General features: G+C 32.9%; 17 protein-coding genes. 7 read left to right on the forward strand and 10 right to left on the reverse strand.

Going from position 1 to position 20,464, the window contains the following annotated elements; all coding sequences use genetic code 11:
• The first annotated feature begins 181 nt into the window (after window positions 1-181).
• Window positions 182-1,303 (forward strand): molybdopterin molybdotransferase MoeA, encoded by a 1,122-nt coding sequence (locus HNP90_RS08730; protein WP_012068055.1) that lies wholly within the window; start codon window positions 182-184, stop codon window positions 1,301-1,303.
• Between the two features lie 267 nt (window positions 1,304-1,570).
• Here HNP90_RS08730 and HNP90_RS08735 read toward each other — a convergent pair whose 3' ends face one another.
• Genes HNP90_RS08735 through HNP90_RS08750 form a run of 4 tightly spaced genes read right to left on the reverse strand, consistent with a single transcriptional unit; the run spans window position 1,571 to window position 6,534 of the window.
• Window positions 1,571-2,902: a formylmethanofuran dehydrogenase subunit B gene (locus tag HNP90_RS08735; protein WP_012068054.1), complete on the reverse strand. Its 1,332-nt coding sequence runs from the start codon at window positions 2,900-2,902 to the stop codon at window positions 1,571-1,573.
• A 5-nt stretch (window positions 2,903-2,907) separates the two neighbouring features.
• The gene (locus tag HNP90_RS08740; protein WP_012068053.1) at window positions 2,908-4,155 is read right to left on the reverse strand and encodes a formylmethanofuran dehydrogenase subunit C; all 1,248 of its coding nucleotides are present in this window, start codon (window positions 4,153-4,155) and stop codon (window positions 2,908-2,910) included.
• 9 nt (window positions 4,156-4,164) lie between these two features.
• Window positions 4,165-5,916 carry a formylmethanofuran dehydrogenase subunit A gene (locus HNP90_RS08745; RefSeq protein ID WP_012068052.1) on the reverse strand — a complete coding sequence of 584 codons (1,752 nt, stop codon included), beginning with the start codon at window positions 5,914-5,916 and terminating at the stop codon, window positions 4,165-4,167.
• Between the two features lie 42 nt (window positions 5,917-5,958).
• On the reverse strand, window positions 5,959-6,534 hold the full coding sequence (locus tag HNP90_RS08750) for an FmdE family protein (protein ID WP_012068051.1): 576 nt from the start codon (window positions 6,532-6,534) through the stop codon (window positions 5,959-5,961).
• Window positions 6,535-7,122: 588 nt separating this feature from the next.
• Between HNP90_RS08750 and modA the strand changes: the two genes are divergently transcribed.
• The 5 genes from modA to HNP90_RS08775 all read left to right on the forward strand — a co-directional run bounded on the left by modA (window position 7,123) and on the right by HNP90_RS08775 (window position 13,296).
• Window positions 7,123-7,905 (forward strand): molybdate ABC transporter substrate-binding protein, encoded by a 783-nt coding sequence (gene modA / locus HNP90_RS08755; RefSeq protein ID WP_012068050.1) that lies wholly within the window; start codon window positions 7,123-7,125, stop codon window positions 7,903-7,905.
• A 13-nt stretch (window positions 7,906-7,918) separates the two neighbouring features.
• Window positions 7,919-8,719, forward strand: coding sequence for an ABC transporter permease (locus tag HNP90_RS08760; protein WP_012068049.1), 801 nt, complete (start codon window positions 7,919-7,921; stop codon window positions 8,717-8,719).
• On the forward strand, window positions 8,706-9,419 hold the full coding sequence (locus HNP90_RS08765) for a Rossmann-like domain-containing protein (protein ID WP_012068048.1): 714 nt from the start codon (window positions 8,706-8,708) through the stop codon (window positions 9,417-9,419). Before HNP90_RS08760 ends, HNP90_RS08765 begins: the two co-directional genes overlap by 14 nt.
• A 15-nt stretch (window positions 9,420-9,434) precedes the next feature.
• Complete coding sequence (locus HNP90_RS08770) at window positions 9,435-10,538, forward strand: ATP-binding cassette domain-containing protein (RefSeq protein ID WP_012068047.1); 1,104 nt, start codon at window positions 9,435-9,437, stop codon at window positions 10,536-10,538.
• Between the two features lie 784 nt (window positions 10,539-11,322).
• Window positions 11,323-13,296, forward strand: a complete 1,974-nt coding sequence (locus HNP90_RS08775; protein ID WP_012068046.1) for a helicase C-terminal domain-containing protein — start codon at window positions 11,323-11,325, stop codon at window positions 13,294-13,296.
• Window positions 13,297-13,344: 48 nt separating this feature from the next.
• Here the strand turns inward: HNP90_RS08775 and HNP90_RS08780 are convergent, their stop codons facing one another.
• The 6 genes from HNP90_RS08780 to HNP90_RS08805 form a co-directional block, all read right to left on the reverse strand.
• Window positions 13,345-14,838, reverse strand: a complete 1,494-nt coding sequence (locus HNP90_RS08780; RefSeq protein WP_012068045.1) for a hypothetical protein — start codon at window positions 14,836-14,838, stop codon at window positions 13,345-13,347.
• Window positions 14,839-14,938: 100 nt separating this feature from the next.
• Window positions 14,939-15,169, reverse strand: a complete 231-nt coding sequence (locus HNP90_RS08785) for a hypothetical protein (protein ID WP_048060467.1) — start codon at window positions 15,167-15,169, stop codon at window positions 14,939-14,941.
• A 6-nt stretch (window positions 15,170-15,175) separates the two neighbouring features.
• On the reverse strand, window positions 15,176-15,745 hold the full coding sequence (locus tag HNP90_RS08790) for a hypothetical protein (RefSeq protein ID WP_012068044.1): 570 nt from the start codon (window positions 15,743-15,745) through the stop codon (window positions 15,176-15,178).
• 170 nt (window positions 15,746-15,915) lie between these two features.
• On the reverse strand, window positions 15,916-16,224 hold the full coding sequence (locus tag HNP90_RS08795) for a hypothetical protein (protein WP_012068043.1): 309 nt from the start codon (window positions 16,222-16,224) through the stop codon (window positions 15,916-15,918).
• Between the two features lie 908 nt (window positions 16,225-17,132).
• The gene (locus HNP90_RS08800) at window positions 17,133-17,681 is read right to left on the reverse strand and encodes an SAM-dependent methyltransferase (protein WP_012068042.1); all 549 of its coding nucleotides are present in this window, start codon (window positions 17,679-17,681) and stop codon (window positions 17,133-17,135) included.
• 327 nt (window positions 17,682-18,008) lie between these two features.
• On the reverse strand, window positions 18,009-19,346 hold the full coding sequence (locus HNP90_RS08805) for a hypothetical protein (protein ID WP_012068041.1): 1,338 nt from the start codon (window positions 19,344-19,346) through the stop codon (window positions 18,009-18,011).
• A gap of 526 nt (window positions 19,347-19,872) precedes the next feature.
• Between HNP90_RS08805 and HNP90_RS09445 the strand changes: the two genes are divergently transcribed.
• A partial coding sequence (locus HNP90_RS09445) for a carboxypeptidase-like regulatory domain-containing protein (protein ID WP_258558960.1) occupies window positions 19,873-20,464 on the forward strand: 592 nt, incomplete at its 3' end.

A 20,464-nucleotide genomic window follows, 5' to 3' on the forward strand; every position in this document is an offset into this window, starting at 1 on the left:
CAGTAATTACTATTATTTACCAATATATAAGTATATGTTTTTAAGCTGATTTTTGGAATTTTCATATTAGATTGATTTATATATTGTAATTGCTATTAATTAATTACATGATAAATGAGTAATCTTTAGACATTATTTTTTGGGTATATTTTATAGGAATATTGGTTTTTTGTGTGAAAAAATGATATCAGTGCCGGAAGCAGAAAATATTTTAAAAAAATTTAAATTTGAAAAAACAGAACATGTAGACCTTTTTAATTCATATGGTCGTATTCTTGCAAAAGATATTGTATCACACCAAGACATTCCAGAATTTAGAAAATCTAACATGGACGGATACGCTGTAATGAGTCCTTGTTTAGAGAATTATATATTAATAGATGAAGTACATGCCGGAGATTTTAGAGATATAAAAATAAAAGATAAAGAATGCGTTTGGGTTGCAACGGGCGGGAAAGTTCCAAAAGAAGCGCAGTGTGTGATACCTGTTGAAAATACCGTCATTGAAAATAAAATAATGAACATTGTTGAAATTCCTGACAATACTTACGTTGTCGAAAAAGGGTCTGACATTGCAGATGGAGACTTGGTTTTAGAAAAAGGAAGTCTTATTAATGAACGAAATATCGGTTTGATTGCTTCGTTAGGAATTTCTGAATTAACGGTATACAAAACACCAAAAGTTGCGATAATATCTACTGGAGACGAACTTGAAAAAATTTCAGATGTGAATTCAAAATCTATTGCAGGAATTGTTAAAAAATCTGGTTGTGAGCCTGTTTTTTTAGGAATTTCTAAAGATGATCGAGCAGAATTAAGAAATAAATTAATAGAAGCCCTAAATTATGATGTAATAGTAACATCAGGCGGGGTTTCTGCTGGAAAAAAAGATTTCACGTCAGAAATAATAAGTGAACTTGGAACCGTACTCTTCCACGGGGTAAAAATGAGACCTGGAAAACCCGTTCTTGCAGGAGAAATCGATGGAATTCCAATTATTTGTACGCCTGGAAAAGTTACATCCTGCATAATCTGTTCGTATCTGTTCCTTTACCCGCTACTTTGCAAGTTTTCCAACTCCAAAAAATGTAAAAAGGTTGTAAATGCAAAAATAATGGGCGAATTTAAAAAAGAATCCGACAAAAGATTTTATCTGCCTGTTGTATACGATAATGGATTTGTAAAACCCGTATTTAAGGATTCAAGCCACATCACATCCATTGCCTATTCGAACGCGATAGTTGAATTAAAAGAAGGAATTTCAATTGCAGATGGAGAAGTTGAAGTCTGGCTATACGATTAATTCATTTTTAAAAAATAAAATAGTCTATTTTTTAAATTAATTTAAATTTTAAACTTGAAATTTTAAAAAAAGCTTTTTTAGAAAAATAATTATTAAAAATTTAAAAAAAGTTGGATTTGAGATATTTCTAAGTATTTCGTTAAAATCATTCTCTAGTTAATATTGCTCCAAATAATTGTGCAATTAAGGCATATTAAGGGCATAATACATATAAAGCTTAAAAGAAACTTATTGGAAGAATAAATCTTTCCAAAAGTAACTCAAATCTTATTTTTTATTTTTTTCTCTGATTTCTTTTACCAATTCATACAATTGCTCCATTGTGTCTTCATTGCTTTTCGTGAAGGCAAATGGTGATTTTGCAAATGGTTTGTAGTATATTGGTATCTCATCAAATCGATAGAATGTACCGTCACATTCTAATGCGTCGATAACTCCAGGTAATACCACGTCTGCAACTGAAGTTGATGGACATGGTGCAATATCAAGAGTAATTACAGGAATATTTTTTAAGTGACTTACTGAATCCTGCGGGTAGTGTGCACCAACGTCTGATGCCATGATAAATGCACAGTCTACTTCTTTTTCCCTCAAAACATCGTTTGCAGTGAATTCTCCAGGATTATATCTTGGGTAACCTTTTGCAAAGTCGAGTCCGAATGGGAATCCGTACAGGTATGTTGCAAGCACGTTAAATCCTGCAACGTTACAGTGTCCTCTGATTAAACCGATTGTAACTTTTGTGTGTCTTTGAAGTTCTTTTACAAGTGTCAAAACACATTCCAAGTTTCTCTGTTTACCAAATGAAGATGCTAAACCAAGTCCACCGTAGATGGATGCGAATTTAGCGTTTTTGATTATTTCTGCAGTTTCCATTATGGTGTCTACAGGAATACCCGTTACTTTTTCAATACTTGGGTGTGGTCTTTTGCCTCTTGAAGCCATTAATAAGGCAGAAAACAACTCGTAATCAGTATTTGGATTTAATTGTAAGTGTATATCTGATGCTTTTGCAGTTGCAGATTTTCTAGGGTCGATTGTAATAACAGTTCTACTGTTTCTTCCCTTCTCTACAAAGTAACCTCTTGGAAATACACCGTATCTTGACAAGTGTCTTGGCATTGAGTCCATAGGATTGGTTCCCCAATAAATGACAACGTCAGCTCTGTTTTTTGTTTCCCCAGCAGTTGAGCCAGGTTTTCCAGCTTCTTGAACTCCCATTAAGGAAGGCCCGTGTCACACCGTAGAACAGGAATCAACGATTCCCCCTAAGTACTCACCCATGTGAAGCCCTGTTGTCATTGCTTCACAGGATGTTTCTGCACCCATGTAGAGAAGCGGTCTTTTTGAGTTTGCCAAAATTTCAGCAGCCTTTTCTAGTGCTTCTTCCCATGAAACGTCAACTAATACGCCATTTTTTCTAATTTGTGGCGACATGATTCTGTGGTGGCTTACTATCTCTTTAAATTTAGCAGCACCTAATTTACACGCGTTTCTAACGGTTAAATCTCTTTTTTCTTCGTCCCAGACGATTTCGATGTCATCACATGCTCCACCGCATACTGGACAGACGATGTCTTTAAATGTTTGACCTGCCATCTAATTCACCTGTAGATGTTATCTATAATGTATTCTGCTTCCAGTATTTCTCCTTCAGAAGGCTCTACGTATACGATTCCCCCTTTGTAGATAGGAGATCCTGTACTAACTGAATAAGCATCCACGATAACGTTTGCCCAAACACTTCTTGGAATAAAGACATTTCTTCTCAAAACATCTTCATTAGGTTCAGCACGTACGAGAACACTGTATTTTCCATTTCCACTTGTAACTTTTACCTTTTCAGGTTTTCCAAGTAAAATGTAATCTTCAGGGTGCATATTACATACGGCACATACTTCTAAGTACTCGTGTGAATATTTGTTTCCACCTTTGATGATTCTACCTTGTTCAATAGTACTTCCAGTGTTTAAGATAACTTTTAAAGCGTTTCCTTGGAATTCAATAGGTCTTTCTGTAGCAGGCAATTCGTCATTTAATAAATCGTAATTTTCGATTAATGAAACGTATAACTTACCTTTTGGTTTGTTAAAGAATGCCTGGTCTCCATTAAAACCAATTAATTTTCCAGGAAGTGCTAAACCAGAAAGTCCTGTTTCGTAATCACTTACAACACCTGTTGATACAAATCCGGGTGCAAAGTTCTTAATATTTCCAGCAACTACAATAGTTCCGCCTTTCATTTCTACTCCGACAGCCCTAATTGCATTTCCACCGACGTAAAGTAATCCGCCGTTTAATCTAATTCCACAGAATGCTCTTACATTTCCGTTTACAACGATTTTTCCGTCAACCATACCGTCTCCAACGTTGTTTCCAGCGTCTCCTTCTACGATAATAGTTCCACCAAGCATTCCTTCCCATCTTCCTCTGTAGCAACCGCCTAAATGGTCACCAGCATTTCCGAAGATATGGAGAAGTCCTCCTTCCATTTCCATTCCTGCCCAAGGTTTAGCATCCCCTTTTACAAGGATTTCTCCGCCTTTCATTTCACGACCTACGTGATATCCGGCGTCTCCTTCTACGATAATTTTACCTGCAGTCATTTGGAATCCAATTAATTTAACGTTTCCGGCATTTCCTGCAATTTTAATTATCATATTTTCCTTTTTGCTTGCAAAATCTCCAGAAATTTCAAAAATATCTGAGAGAAGGTGTTCTTCAGGACCGATAAGCACTTTTAAAGCACTTATTTCTTCTTGTGATTTTCCTTCGAAAATGTCAGGCGTAATTACCTCACATTCTACAGGTATCGTACCATCGTATTTTGGTTTAAGTGTAATTTCTCCCATGCTTCTCACCTATCTCACATTAATGTTAAGGGGAGTTGGTCTTGTGAGGTATAGCTCAGAAACCGGATAATTTGAGAAGTTAACTGTATAGTATCTTCTAAACCAATCCTGTACATCTGCCACAATCTCTTTCTGTATTTCATCATTGAATCTAGCGTCAATATAATAAGTCCTACCCTTTGGAGTCTCGATTATTCTTCCATCTTTTGTGATAACTTCGCCATCTTTTATTGTATATAATGCAGTTGTGAATGCTTTTTCGATTGCTTTGTAATCATTAGGATTGTAATCTGGACTTATATCGTAAACTGTAATGTCCGCGTCAGCACCTGGGCTTAAATGTCCTTTTCTGTGTCCCATACCTATTGCTTTAGCAGAAGTTGCTCTAGTAACTGTAGCTAAGTCGTAAAGGCTGTATTCCTTATCATTACCCGCAAGGCCACTTCTTTCACCGGCCCATTTGTGGCATATTTTCATTGTGTCTTCTCTTGCCTTTTGAGACATTAACCAAGTTATAACTAACGGGTATTTCGTGAAAGGTCCTGCGTTAGGGTTGTCGGTAGTCATGATTACTTTTTTAGGATCTGTTAATAATAAAAGCTCAAGACCTATTGCCCATTGAACGCTGTGTACTTTGTTTTTCATGCTGTAAGTAAATGGAACGACACCTGAACCACATTCAAGTTCAACATCCACGTTTGCCCATTTTTGACCATTCATAACAGCCAAATCATAAAGACCTGGACCATCTCCAGTCATACAAATAGCATTTCCAAACGCAATGCTACCACTGTCCATTACAACGTGGTCGGATTTGTTAACGTATTTTGAAATTTCTTCTGCTTTTGATTCAAAATCTTTCCATGAAGTTCCACCAAATGCGTGGAATTGCATGTGGGTCATGTAGATGCTTTGTTCCCTTTCATGCGAATACTTCGTTTTTACGCCAGTATCATAGGTTTTTTTATTAACAGCAGGTTTGATACCTTTTGTTAAATCCATTGTATCAATTGTGAAATCCCAGTTTCCAGGGTGGCCAAGATTGTTTGCGTGAACGTGTATTGACATTGGAAGGCCAAGCATTTCGTTTACGTCACAAAGTCCTTTAATTACCTCACCTGATGAAATACCAAAGTGAATGTTTTCTTCTTCGAGTGAGTGTACGTTCTTACCCCATGCCCAGCTTTCAACACCTGCAGGGTTTACAAGTTTAATACCAAAGGTTTTTGTTGCTTCAAGCGCCCATGCAACATATGCTGCCGCTTTTTCAATGTTTCCTTCTTTTAAATATTTCATTACAAACCAGTTGCTTCCCAAAAGTAAGTATCCTGCTTTGTCAACGATTGGCATTACTTTAAACTCTTCGTGAGTGTGCCTTGCAATCATAGGGGGTACTGCTGCTTCAAACAAAGTTGTGTAACCCATTGAAGTGTATTTGTACCCTTGTGCATAGGTTGAAGGAACAATTTCTCCCGAACCACAGTGTGTGTTGTGGGTTTTTTTCAAAGGGGATTTGTAGTGGTCTTCTGGACACATTACTCTTCCAGTATTTACTTTAGGTCCTGCTACGTGAGTGTGTGAGTCAACTCCTCCAGGCATTACCACTTTTCCTTTTACATCCAATATTTTAGCATCTTTTAATTCGCCATCGGACAGGTTTTCAACGATTTTCCCGTCCTTGATGAAGATATCCATTACTTCTCCATCAATACCATTTAGGGGATCATAAACCGTCCCGCCTTTTATAACCATTTTGGTCATCATACCACCAATATATTAATTCGGCAAATTCAAATTTTAAGATTATTTAGAACAAGCTAAACATTTTTTTTCGCCATTTTGTTGTATGAATGGTTCTTTGCATACTTCGCAAAGTTCAACCTTCTTTTTAGGCTTAGCTGGTGCTATAACACCGATAAATTCGTAAGAATAAACGTCTTCCCCTGCATTCAAAAGTTCGGCTACTGCATCCTTGTGGGATATCTTAGCAGTATTCATGTACCACGCATGGAGTAATGGGTAATTAACAGTCTTTACAGGATCCAAGATTACACGAACTCCTTTTATATTATCTCCTGCAGGAGCCCATGGGTTTATCCTTGCAGCCATTTTACCATGGTCTTCTATCCTTAAACCCTTATTTCCAGTAGTGGCACCGCCTAAAATTTGAAAAGCATCAGGTAAGCAGTTATAAGTCTCACTTACGACGTAGATTCTATCTTTGTCATTAAAATTTAGCAATTTTTTTGATAAATTGTACATCTGAATTCCAATGAACGCTCCCGCAGTCGGGAATCCATGAAATTCAACTACTCTTTCAAATTGACTTAGAAGATCGGGGTCCTCCACCAAGTCCAAAATTTCTTGTGCTTTATGCATGTATTCACCCAGATATGTCTAAATCTACTTGAGAATTTTTTCAGATTGTAATATCTGATTATTAAACATACCATATTACCTAATTACCCATATGTAATTATATCTATTTGCACTAAAGACAAGTCGAAACCAATATATATTACATATATTTTATCCAAATATATAAATATAACAAAATTGACTAAAAAACGATTATTTTAAAAAAATAATCCTTAAATAAGCTTAAAAAATTAGTAAAATATTTCCATAATAGTTATTCTTTCACGTTGTGTTCATTGAATAATATTACAATATTTTTAAAATTAAAAACTTATGGTTAACAATTCATCTTTTTTTGATAACTTATTAAAGTTTTTGGGCTATGTTTATATATTAGTAATTATTAGTAATTACTATTTTACCCACATATTAATTTAAATTAATTACGTATTTTTTGATTTCTGGCAATTATTATCCGGATATCAAAGCGTAAAACCCATTTGAGGTAAAGTATAAATACTGAGAATACATACCGGAATTATACTTCCTTATAATATTGTATAAAACGGAAATAAAATTCCGTATTGAAACCCATCATGGTGAACTAAAATGAAAAAATCATTGCTCAGCATAATCTCGATATTATCATTAACATTGCTGTTTTCAGGTTGTGTTGACAGCACTGGCGCAGAAGAACAGGCAGTATTACATGCATACGTTGGTGCAGGAATGCAGATGCCAATGGATGAAATTGCACTTGAATTTGAGGAAAAATACGGAATAAAAGTCGAATATGATTATTCAGGTAGTGGTGCACTTCTGTCAAAAATAGTTGCATCAAATCAAGGTGACATATTTATGCCTGGAGACTGTTCATACGTTTACCAGTTACAGGAAAAAGAAATGATTACTGAATACGCTAATGTTACAAAACACATCCCTGTTATCGCAGTTCAAAAAGGAAACCCTAAAAATATCACCGGACTTTCAGATTTAGGGCAGGATGGATTAGAACTTGCACTTGGGGACGATAGCATCTCAATTGGAAAATTATTCTCAAAAATACTCGCAAAAGCTGAAACTAAAGGCGTAAACGTCACTGAAGCAGTTAATGCAAATACTGTTGTAACAGGTGCTACTGTAAAACAGGTATTACTATACGTTAGCGAACAAAACGTAGATGCAGCAGTTGTTTGGAAAGCAGATGCATATGAAAACTCAGATACTGTAGATATAGTACCAATCGAAAGCGAATTTAATATTGTAAAAACAGTACCTATCTCGATATTATCAACAACCGAAAATTATGAAAACGCAAAATTGTTCTACGACTTTGTAAATGATGAAGGAAAAGAAATCTTTGAAAAACATGGCTTTGTAGCTTTGGAGTAATGCATGGGATACTATGAAAAATAATGATTTTTTAAAATTTTTTTCACTTTTTGCACTATCTGTATTCATATTGTTCATATTAATGATAGTGATGTCCATCGTTACGAACATATCTTTAGAAACGTTTTACTATGCGTTATTCTCAAAAGAAATCCAGTTTGCAATAAAATTAAGCCTTGAAACTGCGAGCATTGCAACAATATTTGGAACATTACTTGGCGTTCCTGCGGCATACGCACTTGCAAGATACGACTTCAAAGGAAAAAATATCGTTGACAGCGTTGTCGAACTTCCAGTAATTCTTCCACCATTAATAACTGGCTTTGCGTTACTGGTATTTTTTGGGAATACGGTGTTTGGAAAATTTATAACAGAACATATAATCGAAATCCTTTTTACATACAAAGGAACGATTGTTGCACAGTTTTTCGTTGCAACACCATTTATAATAAGAACATCTAAATCAGTATTTGAATGCATTGATGAAAAGTACGAACTTATTGCCCAAAGTCTCGGCTCTAAAAAATACGAAAGTTTCCTCGATGTTGTAATTCCGATGGCCAAAAATGGAATTATTGCAGGAGTGATACTTGCCTGGGCAAGAAGCATTGGGGAATTTGGGGCTACAATGATGCTTGCAGGGGCTACAAAGATGAAAACAGAAACACTTCCAATAGCGGTGTTTTTAAATATTTCACTTGGAGACCTTGAAAAAGCACTTGCGGTATCATTGATATTTTTAATTGTCGCAACTTTAGTATTATTTATAATTAGATTGATTTTAAAAATAGGTGAGAACAATGATAGACTTTAAATCAGAATTGGAACGAATAGCAACTGAAAACAATCTCTTAGATGAAAATATAGAAATAAAACCTGTTAATGTAAATTTAGAATCAAAAACTATTGATGATTACCCACTAATGCAGGGAAAAGAATTTTTACTCCGTGCATTCTTTAAAGGCGATGTTGGAGATGCATTTACAAACAATCTCGTCGAATTTAAAGGTAAAATTTCAGAAGTTATTGCTTCAGGAAGTAATCAGATGATCATTGCTGCACTAAATTCAGTCATGAAAAATCTAAAAATGGTTGAAAAATCAGAACACTGCATAAAAGGAGAACCCGAAGTTTGCGCAAAAGAATTATCTGACTTTTTAATTGAAGAACTTGGAAAAGACATAAAAATCGGAATTATCGGGTACCACCCTGCAATAATAAGACAGATGGTAACCACATTTGGAAAAGATAAGGTTATTACAAGTGACATGGATCTAGATACAATTGGAAGAATCAGACAGGGAATTGTTATAATGCACGGTAGTATGAACGAACATTTAATAGAAAACTCTGATATCATTCTTTCGACAGGCAGTACTGCTGCAAATGGAAGCCTCGAAGAAATTTTAAATTATACAAAAAAATATGATAAAAGAATAATATTCTACGGAACTACTGTCGCTTGTGCAGCAAAAATGCTCGATTTGGAAAGATTCTGTGCCCTTGGAAAATAATTGTTTGTGGTAGTGATGCTTGTAATTGAAAACTTGAGAAAAGATCTCAGTAATTTTGAATTGCATATCGAAAAACTTGAAATTAAGGATGACGATTACTTCGTATTTTTAGGTTTGAGCGGTAGCGGTAAAACTACAATTCTTGAAATGATTGCAGGATTTATTAAACCAGATTCTGGAAAAATAATATTAAATGGAGAAGATATCACAGATAAACCAATAAATGAACGAAAAATTGTTCTTTGTAACGGTAAATATCTTTTTCCCCATTTAACGATTCAAAAAAATATAGAATACGGGATAAAACACCTGCCAAAATCTGAAAAAAAGGAAAAAGTAGACAAAATTTCAAAATTACTTAATATTACACATCTGTTAAACCGAAAACCCGAAAGATTGAGCAGTGGTGAACAACAACGAGTAGCTCTTGCAATGGCTCTTGTAATGGACCCTGAAATAATATTGTTAGATGAACCGCTGTCATCCCTTGATAGGTTACTCCATGAAAAATTGATGTATGATTTAAAAGATGTTCACAAGTCTTCAAATGTCACATTTATACACGTTACCCACGACTTTTCAGAAGCCGCAGTTTTATCAAATAAAATGGCGATACTTCGAAATGGAAAAATAGAACAGATTGGAACACTCCAAAATGTATTAAAACGTCCCAAAAACGAGTTTGTTGCAAAATTCGTTGGAATTAAAAATATACTTTACGGAAACTGCATACAAAAAGATGAAAATTATGTTATCCAACTTCTAGGGTTTGAAATACCAATTAAAGAAGCGATTTATGGTGAAATAACGCCGGACACATTTCCACAAATACTCCGTAACTGGTCGTTTTTCGTGAGTCTTGCAAATTATGGTGAAATAACACTAGGGATATTTCCAAAAGATATCATATTTTCAAAAAAATCTGAACAGAACTCTGAAACTTATTCTGGAAAAATAAAAAGCATTGTTCCATCAGGCCCATTTGATTCAAAAGCTGTGATCGAATTTAACGGCATAGAACTGATTTCAGAAATACCAAACAGCGAACTGTTAAAAAATCCGCTAAAAAAAGGAGATTCTGTAGAATTTTATATCGATTCGATCTCGATAATTGGATAAATCAAAATATAACCATTTAGTAATCTTTTTTTTAAATATTTTGATCATTAATTTTTAAATTAAAATTTAACACTCCAAATTTTAAAATATTCCAAACGCGTGCGAAAGACATATAAATTGAAACATTTAAATTCATCTTGGGAATGGGATAGTGAACCACACCGTGCACTTTATTTTTAAATTTGATCATTTTCTAGATCTAAAATATTTTTCTAGATTATTTAGATTATTTTTAAACATTTTAAAGGATATTTGGTATTATTTTCAAATAATTTTAAATATTATAACTGGATATTGGTATTTGGGGTAAATTCGGATCTATAATTGCACAAAACGCAATCGTACAAACTTATCGATTTTGAATTTTTCCCTATTCTGATCCCATTTTTTCTGGTATTATAGTCAATTTTTTCCAAATGTCTAAAAATGAATATAATTTTAAATATGCTGTATTCTCTTGTTTTTTAGATTGTAATAGTTTACACATTTTGACGAAAATAATAGTTTAAATTCTATGTAATGATAATTATTATGGGGATATATACTAAAGGGGCAGATTATTTTAAAAAAATTATCATCGCATTTTTTAAAGTCATTTTAAACACCCGAATACATCCCCTTTGCACATAGGTACCTGAACAGTACATTTCTCTTTCTTTTTTGTTAAAAAACAGACTTTTTTCAATCTTTAAAAAAATTTATTTCAAATTACAATTAATCCAAAAATATGTAAATGTAGTATGTTTGTTTATAATGTAATATCATAATCTTAAACGTGAAACAGATGATCCCAGAATCTCCAAATATGCTAGAATATATCCCAGAAGACTTTAAGTACTGGCGAAAGTACCAGCAGGAAAAAATTGAGGAGATTTTAGGCCATATTTCAAACGGTAAGAAAATAATTGTTTTAAATGCGCCAACTGGAGCTGGAAAATCACTTTACAATATTTCAGTTGGTTCAATTTTAAATTCATTGAACGAAAATAACAATGCTTTTGTTTTAACTTCAACAAAAATGCTTCAAAATCAGTATTCAGACGAGTTTCCCGAAGTAATGGTAATTAAAGGACGTGCAAATTACCCTTGTAAATCATGGGAATGGCTTTACAATTTAAGAAAGAATGAAGATGCTAAAAAAGGGAAAAAAACTGAAGAATACGCGCCAAAAACCTGTGAAGACTGTTATAAAATTGCTAAAAACACAAAATGTAACTTCGAAGGAATTTGTGAATATAAAGTTGCTAAAAAAGAGGCTTTGGAATCTACTTTCGCATGCATGAATATGGCTTACTTTATCCTTGCAGTTCCAAACGAAGAAGTAGGCTTTGAAAACAGGACTTTATGTATTATTGACGAAGCACACCATATCGAAGATACATTAATGAATCACTATACAATTGAAATTACCAAAAAACGTGTAGAAAAGTTAAGAAAGAGTTTAAAAGAACAAAAAGAAGTTAACTTTCCAAAAGAAAAATGGAATGGAATTCTACCCGTAAATATCTATTTTAAAGATATTATTAACTACGCAGTCGATGCAGCATTTGAAAATATCTACGAAGGGGAAGCTGAGCTCTTAAATTTTTTGAAAAAAACAGTTTACAGCGATATAAAACTAATCCTCGATAAGCCGTTGGTATCTAAAGATATCTTTTTTATGAAAGTTAAAAACCAAAAAAACCTAGTAAATATGTCTAATTTAGAAAGAAAACAGAAATTGATTAGTTATTCAAAAATGTTTTTACCTTCAAACTATATCGACCTTTCAGAATCTGAAACAACGAGATTTATGGATTCTATTGAAAAATACCAAAAAAGAATAAAAAATGCCATAAATTTATTCGATGATTTATACAAAATTGAAGAAATTCAAGAATCTGGCGAAATGGGTGCTAAATGGATTCCAACCCATGTTGAAAGAAATTATGGAAAAAATGTTGGAACCCATTTAGAAAAAATCATTTTAAAACCAATCGACGTTAAAGACTTAAAAGAAGAACTGTTCGATCAGGCTGATTTCTATATTTTATCATCTGCAACGCTTTCAAAGCAGCATATGAAAGATTTAGGATTTAATGAAAAAGATTATGCAGTTGTAAGTGTTCCTGCATCATTTCCAGTTAAAAACAGGCCATTAAAAGTAATAAATGAATTTAACATGAATTATGAAAATTTAAATAAAAAAGACTATTTTAAAAAAGCTGTTGAAAAGTTGGATTTAATATTAAAACATCACGAAAATGAGCGTGGAATCATACACGTTTCATCAAATAAGCTCATGAATGATATTTTTAAAAATTCGAAATATAAAAACAGGATGATAAAAGTAACTTCTAATGGAAATCTGCTTGATGGAATAGAATCTATCGATTCTGGATTACATTATCATGAAAAGAATAATAACAGTGTTTTAATTTCACCAAGTCTCCATACTGGAGTTGATTTTAGGGATGACAAAGCAAGATTTCAGATTATCTTTAAAGTTCCATTCATGGCAGGAGATGAACAGGTGTCTGCAAGACGAAGGAAGGATCCAAACTGGTATTTTGGAAAAGCAGTAACCCAGATGATTCAGTCTTACGGAAGAACTACCCGTTCGGTAGATGATTATTCTGTAACGTATATATTAGATAAACGAGCACTTCATTATTTAAAAAATGATAATTTTACCCCCGAATGGGTAAAAGAAGCTGTTATTAAATATGATACTGTTGAAGATGCTTTAGAAGATAATAATTGTTTTAGTAAAAAATAAAATCATAGTTATTTTTTGATGGTTTACAAAACTAAAAAATTTAGAAAATTAGTGAATGGTAAGATTGCCATTAATTCCACCTAACTCCTTTATTTCTTCATAACCCGTATTTGTTATTTCGGTAATTGTTTGAGGTGGCCCTTTTAATATTCCGTACTTTTTTAAGGTTTCTAACGATATTGGAGGGGATAAATGGAAATGCATATTAAATATCATCACAGTTGTAGGTTTTTTAGCAATTTCTTCAATATCTTTTGCAGAATAAGCGGTTTTATTTCCAACAAGGTTCATAATCTCTTCAATACTTGTCAAATCTTTTTTGAATTCTTCTAAAACTCCCAAAGACGTAATTTCTTTATGGTCTCCTGAACGGTAAAATAGTAAAATATCTCCCTTTTTAATATTTTTTACAGGCGTATGTGATAGATATGCTTTTTTAATAGAGTCTCCTTTGATATCAGGATCTCCAAAATATTCATCAAGAGTCATTGAAGTTCTTTTATTGTAATCTGTAAAAAGTTTTTCGTGGTATTCGGGTTTTATCGGGACTACTAGCTTTTTAACACGTGTTCCATCGTAATATAATGGATAATATTTTTTAAAAATATCATCGTAGTTACAAAACATTAACTGGCGGTTATCTGGCTTTAAATCTTTAAAAAATACATTTTCTCCATTATTATTCAATCCTATATTGAAAAAGCCATATTCTGTTATCAAATTTACCAAATGGTCGTAATTAGAATGAATAATATGATTTAAATATAATTCATCGATTGAATTATCGATACAATGATCTATTGCTTTTTTTAGCAGTACTTCGTCCAAATTGTAACCTTCATGATCGAATTTTAAAACATGTATTTTAAAACGCCTTTTTTTAGGAAGTGGGGGGTTTGTATCAATGATTTCATAATCGTCATTGGAGAATATTAAAATAGCACCAATTCTGCCTTCATTTTGATAACACCAACATTTCATTCCTTCTATTGCGTTTTTAGAATACCATTCGTTAAATTCGGGATAATCATTCCTTGATGAATCAAATATCGGATCATTTACATCAAGTTTGTATATGGGCAGTAGTTTGATTTGGGGTGGAACATTTCGTTTTTTAATCGAATAAAATTCCTTAAAGAATTCTACTGCTTCATTTAATGATAAAACTCGGTCTTTTATATTTAATTGGACTGATTTTTTATGAATATCCTTATCATCAGTTAAAAGATAGTTTACTGCACCATTATAAACGGAATATAAAATGTTATTGTCGATTTCGTCTTTTGAAGTATTAAATGCTCCAACAATTGAGTTAAACGTTAAATCTTGCATGGGTGAGGGAGCTTGTTCTAAAAGTGAGTATGAATCTAATTTTAAAAGAATTTTTTCGTTAATTTCGGTTTTAATTCCTTCAATAGATGAGGGGTGTATTAAAATAGTATCTTTTTTAGGAATTATATCAAATAATTCATTTAAAGTTTCTGGAATTTCAAAATTGTCCTTTTTATGGATAAATATGTTTGTATCTAAAAGTACTTTCAAATTATCCCCCGTATAACAAAATTATAGTATATTATGCCCCCAAAATATTAATTTTTTTCGATATGGAATGCTTAAAAAAATTAAAAATAAAAAAGAAAAATTAAAAATCTTTTGAATATTCTTTTAATGACTTATTTATTGTCCAGACCAGATCCCAAGCAGTAATTATTGATAGTAATATCATCAGTACTACAAAAATGGCTGCAAGATCTGTAACTTCGTAAGAAATATAGTTAGTCAGAAACGAAAGAATTTCTGGATTTAAACCGACAGAATATGCGAGTACTATCCAAAGAATTAGTAGAAGAATAATATTTAGTTCTTTTTTCATAAGAATCTACTCTTCTTCTGGTTCTTTTACATCAGCTTTTTCAAACTTTTTTGTAATTTCTGCGGCTTTTCTTTCAATATCTTCTGAAAAAATATTTCCTACGCGAATTATTACAAATATCGCCCAGATTATAAGCAGTACTAAAACGATTCCTGCAAGTGCTGCAAATATGCCTGCAAGAAGTGGCAGGAAGAACATATAAGCAATTATTGCAAGTAATACATATCCAAGTCCCCTAAATCCAGACCGGTAATGCTGCAATTTTTCTTCATTCAAATCATCTTTCATGAATTTAACTGCAACCATATCTGAAATACCATCAGTTAGCATTAATATATTTTTAAGTATTTTTAAAAGAACTATCACAAGCGCAATTATGATTACTCCCGAAATTATGGCTTTCATCCCCATTAATCCAAAGATAAACGGATTCCCTAAAAAATCACCAAGTGGTTGGAATACCAAAATTGCAAGAAGCCATATTACAAAGGCAACTATTAAATTTACAATTATTTTTGGAAAACTTTCATGTATTTTTCTTTGAGAATCTGCATAGATTCTATCTTTCTCCCACATATTTTTCACCCCGTGTTAAATTATCTTAACAGTAGTATAAGAAAGTAAATTTTAACATAAAAATTAATTAAAAAAATAAATTGTTACGTTTTATTTTTTTAAAATCGACCATATTTTAAAATTTAAAGTAAAAATTTTAGACGTTTACACATTTCAAAAGAGTAATAAAATTAGCTTTTAGCTTTACTATTTTTAACCTTATTCCTAACGTAACTTTTCAAATCATCTTTTGTTTTTAGTTCAGACTTTTTATTATGATAAAAAATTCTTAAATTATCAATATTTTCGGTTAAATCAACGTCATAACGCTCTTTCAACCTTTTCAATACATTATCCATACATCTATGATTTTTCGAAGTTAAACTTGCATATGCATGGCCCAGAAGTGTTTTGAATTCATCATCCGAACTAAAAGAATTATTTATCAGTTTTTTAATATTTTCCCTGATTTTTTGATATTTGTCCTTATCACTATCCACAATACCCCATTAGTTAGTTTTTTAAAGGTAAGTATGATTGTTAAAACTCAATTGTAAATAAGCAATAAATTTAGCTGGATTGTATATCTCAAAACATAAACTCCCATTAGCTTGCTAAAGGGCATTTTTGGTCAAAACATTTTTTATAAAAATTATGTTTTGTAAATAGTACAATATGTTACCTTTAAATGTTTAATTTACTACTATAAATGGTTATTTTGTGAATCGGGGCCCACAAACCAGTAAACATGTTTTAAAATTCAAAAAATAATATTTTAAAATTAACTTTTAAAAATGTCTTGAAATTAGTAATAAACATACCTGTGACTTTTGATTGTTAAATGTGGGTGCTTTTAGGGGAAATTGAGATACGTCAAAATAGATCATTAAGGTAATACCTGGTTTGCATACTACTGAAAAAAAAGCGCTTTAAATCAAAAACATAAGATTTAGCATTCTTTCAGCTTAGTTTGAAAATCTAAAAAAAAGTAAAACACTATTCAGGTGAGTTTATGAGCAAAGCGGATTTTAAAGGCGTTTAAATTAGTAATGGCGAAGTAACACGTGCCTAGTAGTTCGCCCTTTTTCAGTATTTTATCCACATACTAAATTGTCTTGCATAGGATTTAAACTAGTATTTTCGACAGGACGTGTAATATTAGAACATGACCAAAACAATAAAATTTCATTAGATTATTCAAAAAGACAGAATTTATGAAAGTTATAATTTGTAATACCGTAATAAGAAATTGACTAAAAGTTTTAAGGTTGTAAAAGATAAAAACGTTAATTTAAAGATAGTAAACCGCCCTAATTTTTTGAAAATCACGAAAAAAATCGATAGGAATATATTCAAAATAAATTCAATGTCGAAATTAGAATAAGTAAAAATATTCAAAAAAGAAAAATCAATCCTTTGTTTTTCTTTGTCTAATGGTCGATTGAATCTTTTCCATCCACTCAGGAATCCTCACATCAGCCGCAAGCGGGTGTTCTTTAAAATGCGGTTTGATATCAAGGACCGGGCTGCCGTCAATGGCATCAAGACCTGTGACTTGGAGAGTTGTGCCTTCCACCCCAATTAGACGAACAGTAGTGGTAAGAATTGGATTCGGACGGGCAGGACTGCAAGTTGAGAATAGTCCCACTAGGGGGTTTTCGGGATTACCCATTGGATGAACCATTTTTAGGGCACGGGCTTCGCGGGGAACATTATGGGCCCAGTAGATAATCGTGATATGAGAGTATTCATCGATTCCTTCAAGGTGGTCAGCGAGGTCCTCGTTAAGGACTACCTCGGAGACCGTTTCGTCATTCTTGCGAACTTTCTCGAGGGTCGGGGCGATATCTTCGCGCATTCTGAGGCCTGTTTCATTTGCAATAAGGAATGGCTGCTTGGTAGTGTTGCGGACCACCCCAATCGGGTGCAAAATAATATCTTCAAATTGTGTATCCATAATTAGCCTCCGTTTCTCATAAATTTTGGTAATAAAGATTTTATTTTTGTTTTGAGCAGGTATTTGCCGCCCATTCAACTTACAATATACGCGAAGAACTTATATATAATTTTTTATTTGTTTGGTATTTTTCAAACAAAAATATCGAATTTCAGTCTTTATTAGCAGATTTTTATTTGAAATCCAATGTTTTGCAAAATTTACTTTTTTAAACTACTTTTTAAAAATTCAAAAAGAATATTATATTTTTAAAAAATTTTTCAAAAAATTAGCATCTTAATATAAAAAAATAATATGGGAAAAATTTCCCTTCTGTTATTAAATGATTTATTCAAAAGCTACTCCGCCCTCATAAAGTGTATAACCGTTTAAAACGATGTTTTCAGTGTTTCCACTCAGTTTGGTAATGTAGCTGTCACCAGTAAGTGTCCACGTGCTTGTACTATCAATAGTTACTAAAAGTGCTGATGCCGTTGTTCCATCAGAGTTTATTGCACCAGTATATGACGATCCATCCGAAATACTTAAATCCATTTCAGAAATAGAATCAACCATAATGTCTCCTGAAACAGTCTCTTCATTAAAGTTGACTTCACAAGTACCTCCATTGGAACCTGCACTTCCCCAACCTCTTGAACCGTCATTACCTGCAATCAAAATAAGGTAAGTTCCGTCTGCAAGGGTCAAATCAACGTTGTTTAGTGTAAGAATACTGTCAGTATTTGTAATATAAAACATATCTCCATTATTCGAAACCAAAGATCCGCCGGTCATGGTAAATGAGCTTGTTCCCACATCTGCGTCACCAGACATGCTTTGGTACAGCATTACGTTATGAATGTTTTCTGAACATTCATTACCATATACTCCTTCCATATTACCCATTACTTCACAATTATTGATTGTAACAGAATTCAATCCTTCAACAACGACTGCCTCAGACGTTTCTGCAGTAAGTACTGCATTGCTTACCGTGATATCTGCAGTACTGTAAATTGCAGGTGCGCCTGAGCTTCCACTGGTTTTGTATGTACCGCCATCAACAACCATTGTTCCGCCACCACGATCACTCCTAATTGCAGCTTTCACAGTTGCAAAGACATTTAGATTGGTTGCGTACATTGTTCCGCCACCAGCAACCTCAATACCTCCAGCATTTCCGCCAGAAACGGTGATTTCAGTATCTTCGATGTAAATTGTTGCACCATCGTATGCAAAAACACCATTTGAACCTTCAGTTGTAGCTGTAACCAAACCTCCATTAATGTAAAGGACTGCATTATCTAATGCAAGAATTGCGGAATTTAAACCATAGAAACTTGATGCATCACTGCTTGATGCAGAACCGCCAGTTTTTTCCACAGTTACATCGTTAAGTGTTGCAGTAACTTCTCCTTCTGCCCTGATTGCATTTTCATCATCATTTGAAGATGCATACGTTCCGCCAGTTAGTTCTTCACCGTCAGTTAAAACGTATGCCCCAGTGCCGGTATCTACGCTAGCAGAACCACCTGCTCCTCCAGGAGGCATGCCCATTTCACCATCAGGCATTCCATTATAAGTGGAATCAATAGATGTTTGATCTTCTTGAGTATCGGTACATCCAGAAATACAGACCAATAATACAAGAAAAACCATTAAGGGATAAAATTTTCTATTTTTCATAAAATCCCCTCCTATTTTTTTATTATAATTAAATTAGTTTAGTGCCTACCAATTCTTATTTTTCTTATCTTTTATATACTAATACAAAATACCAACAGAACCCCAAAAGCAGATAAGATGATTAAATATCTGTTAATTAAGTTGATATTTTTTAAATTCTTAGAAATTATTTAAGTTCTATTTTCAAATTTTATTCAATTTTACTTAATAGATCTAAATTTAACTAGAAAATAATATATACCTTTTATATTCAATTTTAATTGTATTTTTACAAAAAAAAGTTAAATTAAAATAGATCGGGAGGTATTGAAAGACATATCTGGTTACATTGGGAAAATAATGATTAAAAAGATTATTTAACCAAATAAATAAAATAAAACTGTTTTCAACATTATTAATTATCAAAATAACATTTAAATTAAGTTTTCAGTCCAAATATCTATTTTAAATGTTATAACTTGGAAAACTTACCCAAAAGTACTGAATTTTCTAAATAACTTAATCCAACGTATAATTGGAGGATAAAATGCGGTTTAAAAATATATTTTTGATATTGCTGAGCTTAATGCTGTTATCATTATCAATTACAGCAGTTTCAGCAGAAGAAATTGAATATAAATTCATTTCAAACACAACAAGCGATGAAAGCGGTAATTTTGTATTTAACGACGTTCCAAACGGAAATTACACCCTTTCGGGAGTAATCTGGAGTACTGCAATGGGAGGAATGTGGCTTACAGACGTTGAAGAAATAGAAATCGAAAACGGAAGCCCTGTTGGAAACCTCTCAATGGCTATGAGATCAAACAGTAGTAACGATGCAGAAGCCATACTAAGGATGCTTAATAGAACAACGATCTCTGGAGCAACCGTAAGTAAAACGGGAAGTGCAAAAGTTGGAACAACACTTGTTCTTACTGATGAAAACGGAGATTTTGTAACTAACACAACAAGCGATGCTACAGGTAACTTTTCAATTGGAAATATCCAAAACGGAAATTACACCCTTTCGGGAGTAATCTGGAGTACTGCAATGGGAGGAATGTGGCTTACAGACGTTGAAGAAATAGAAATCGAAAACGGAAGCCCTGTTGGAAACCTCTCAATGGCTATGAGAT

The organism is Methanococcus maripaludis, assembly GCF_013760955.1.
Lineage (GTDB): Archaea > AGJL01 > Methanococci > Methanococcales > Methanococcaceae > Methanococcus > Methanococcus maripaludis_A.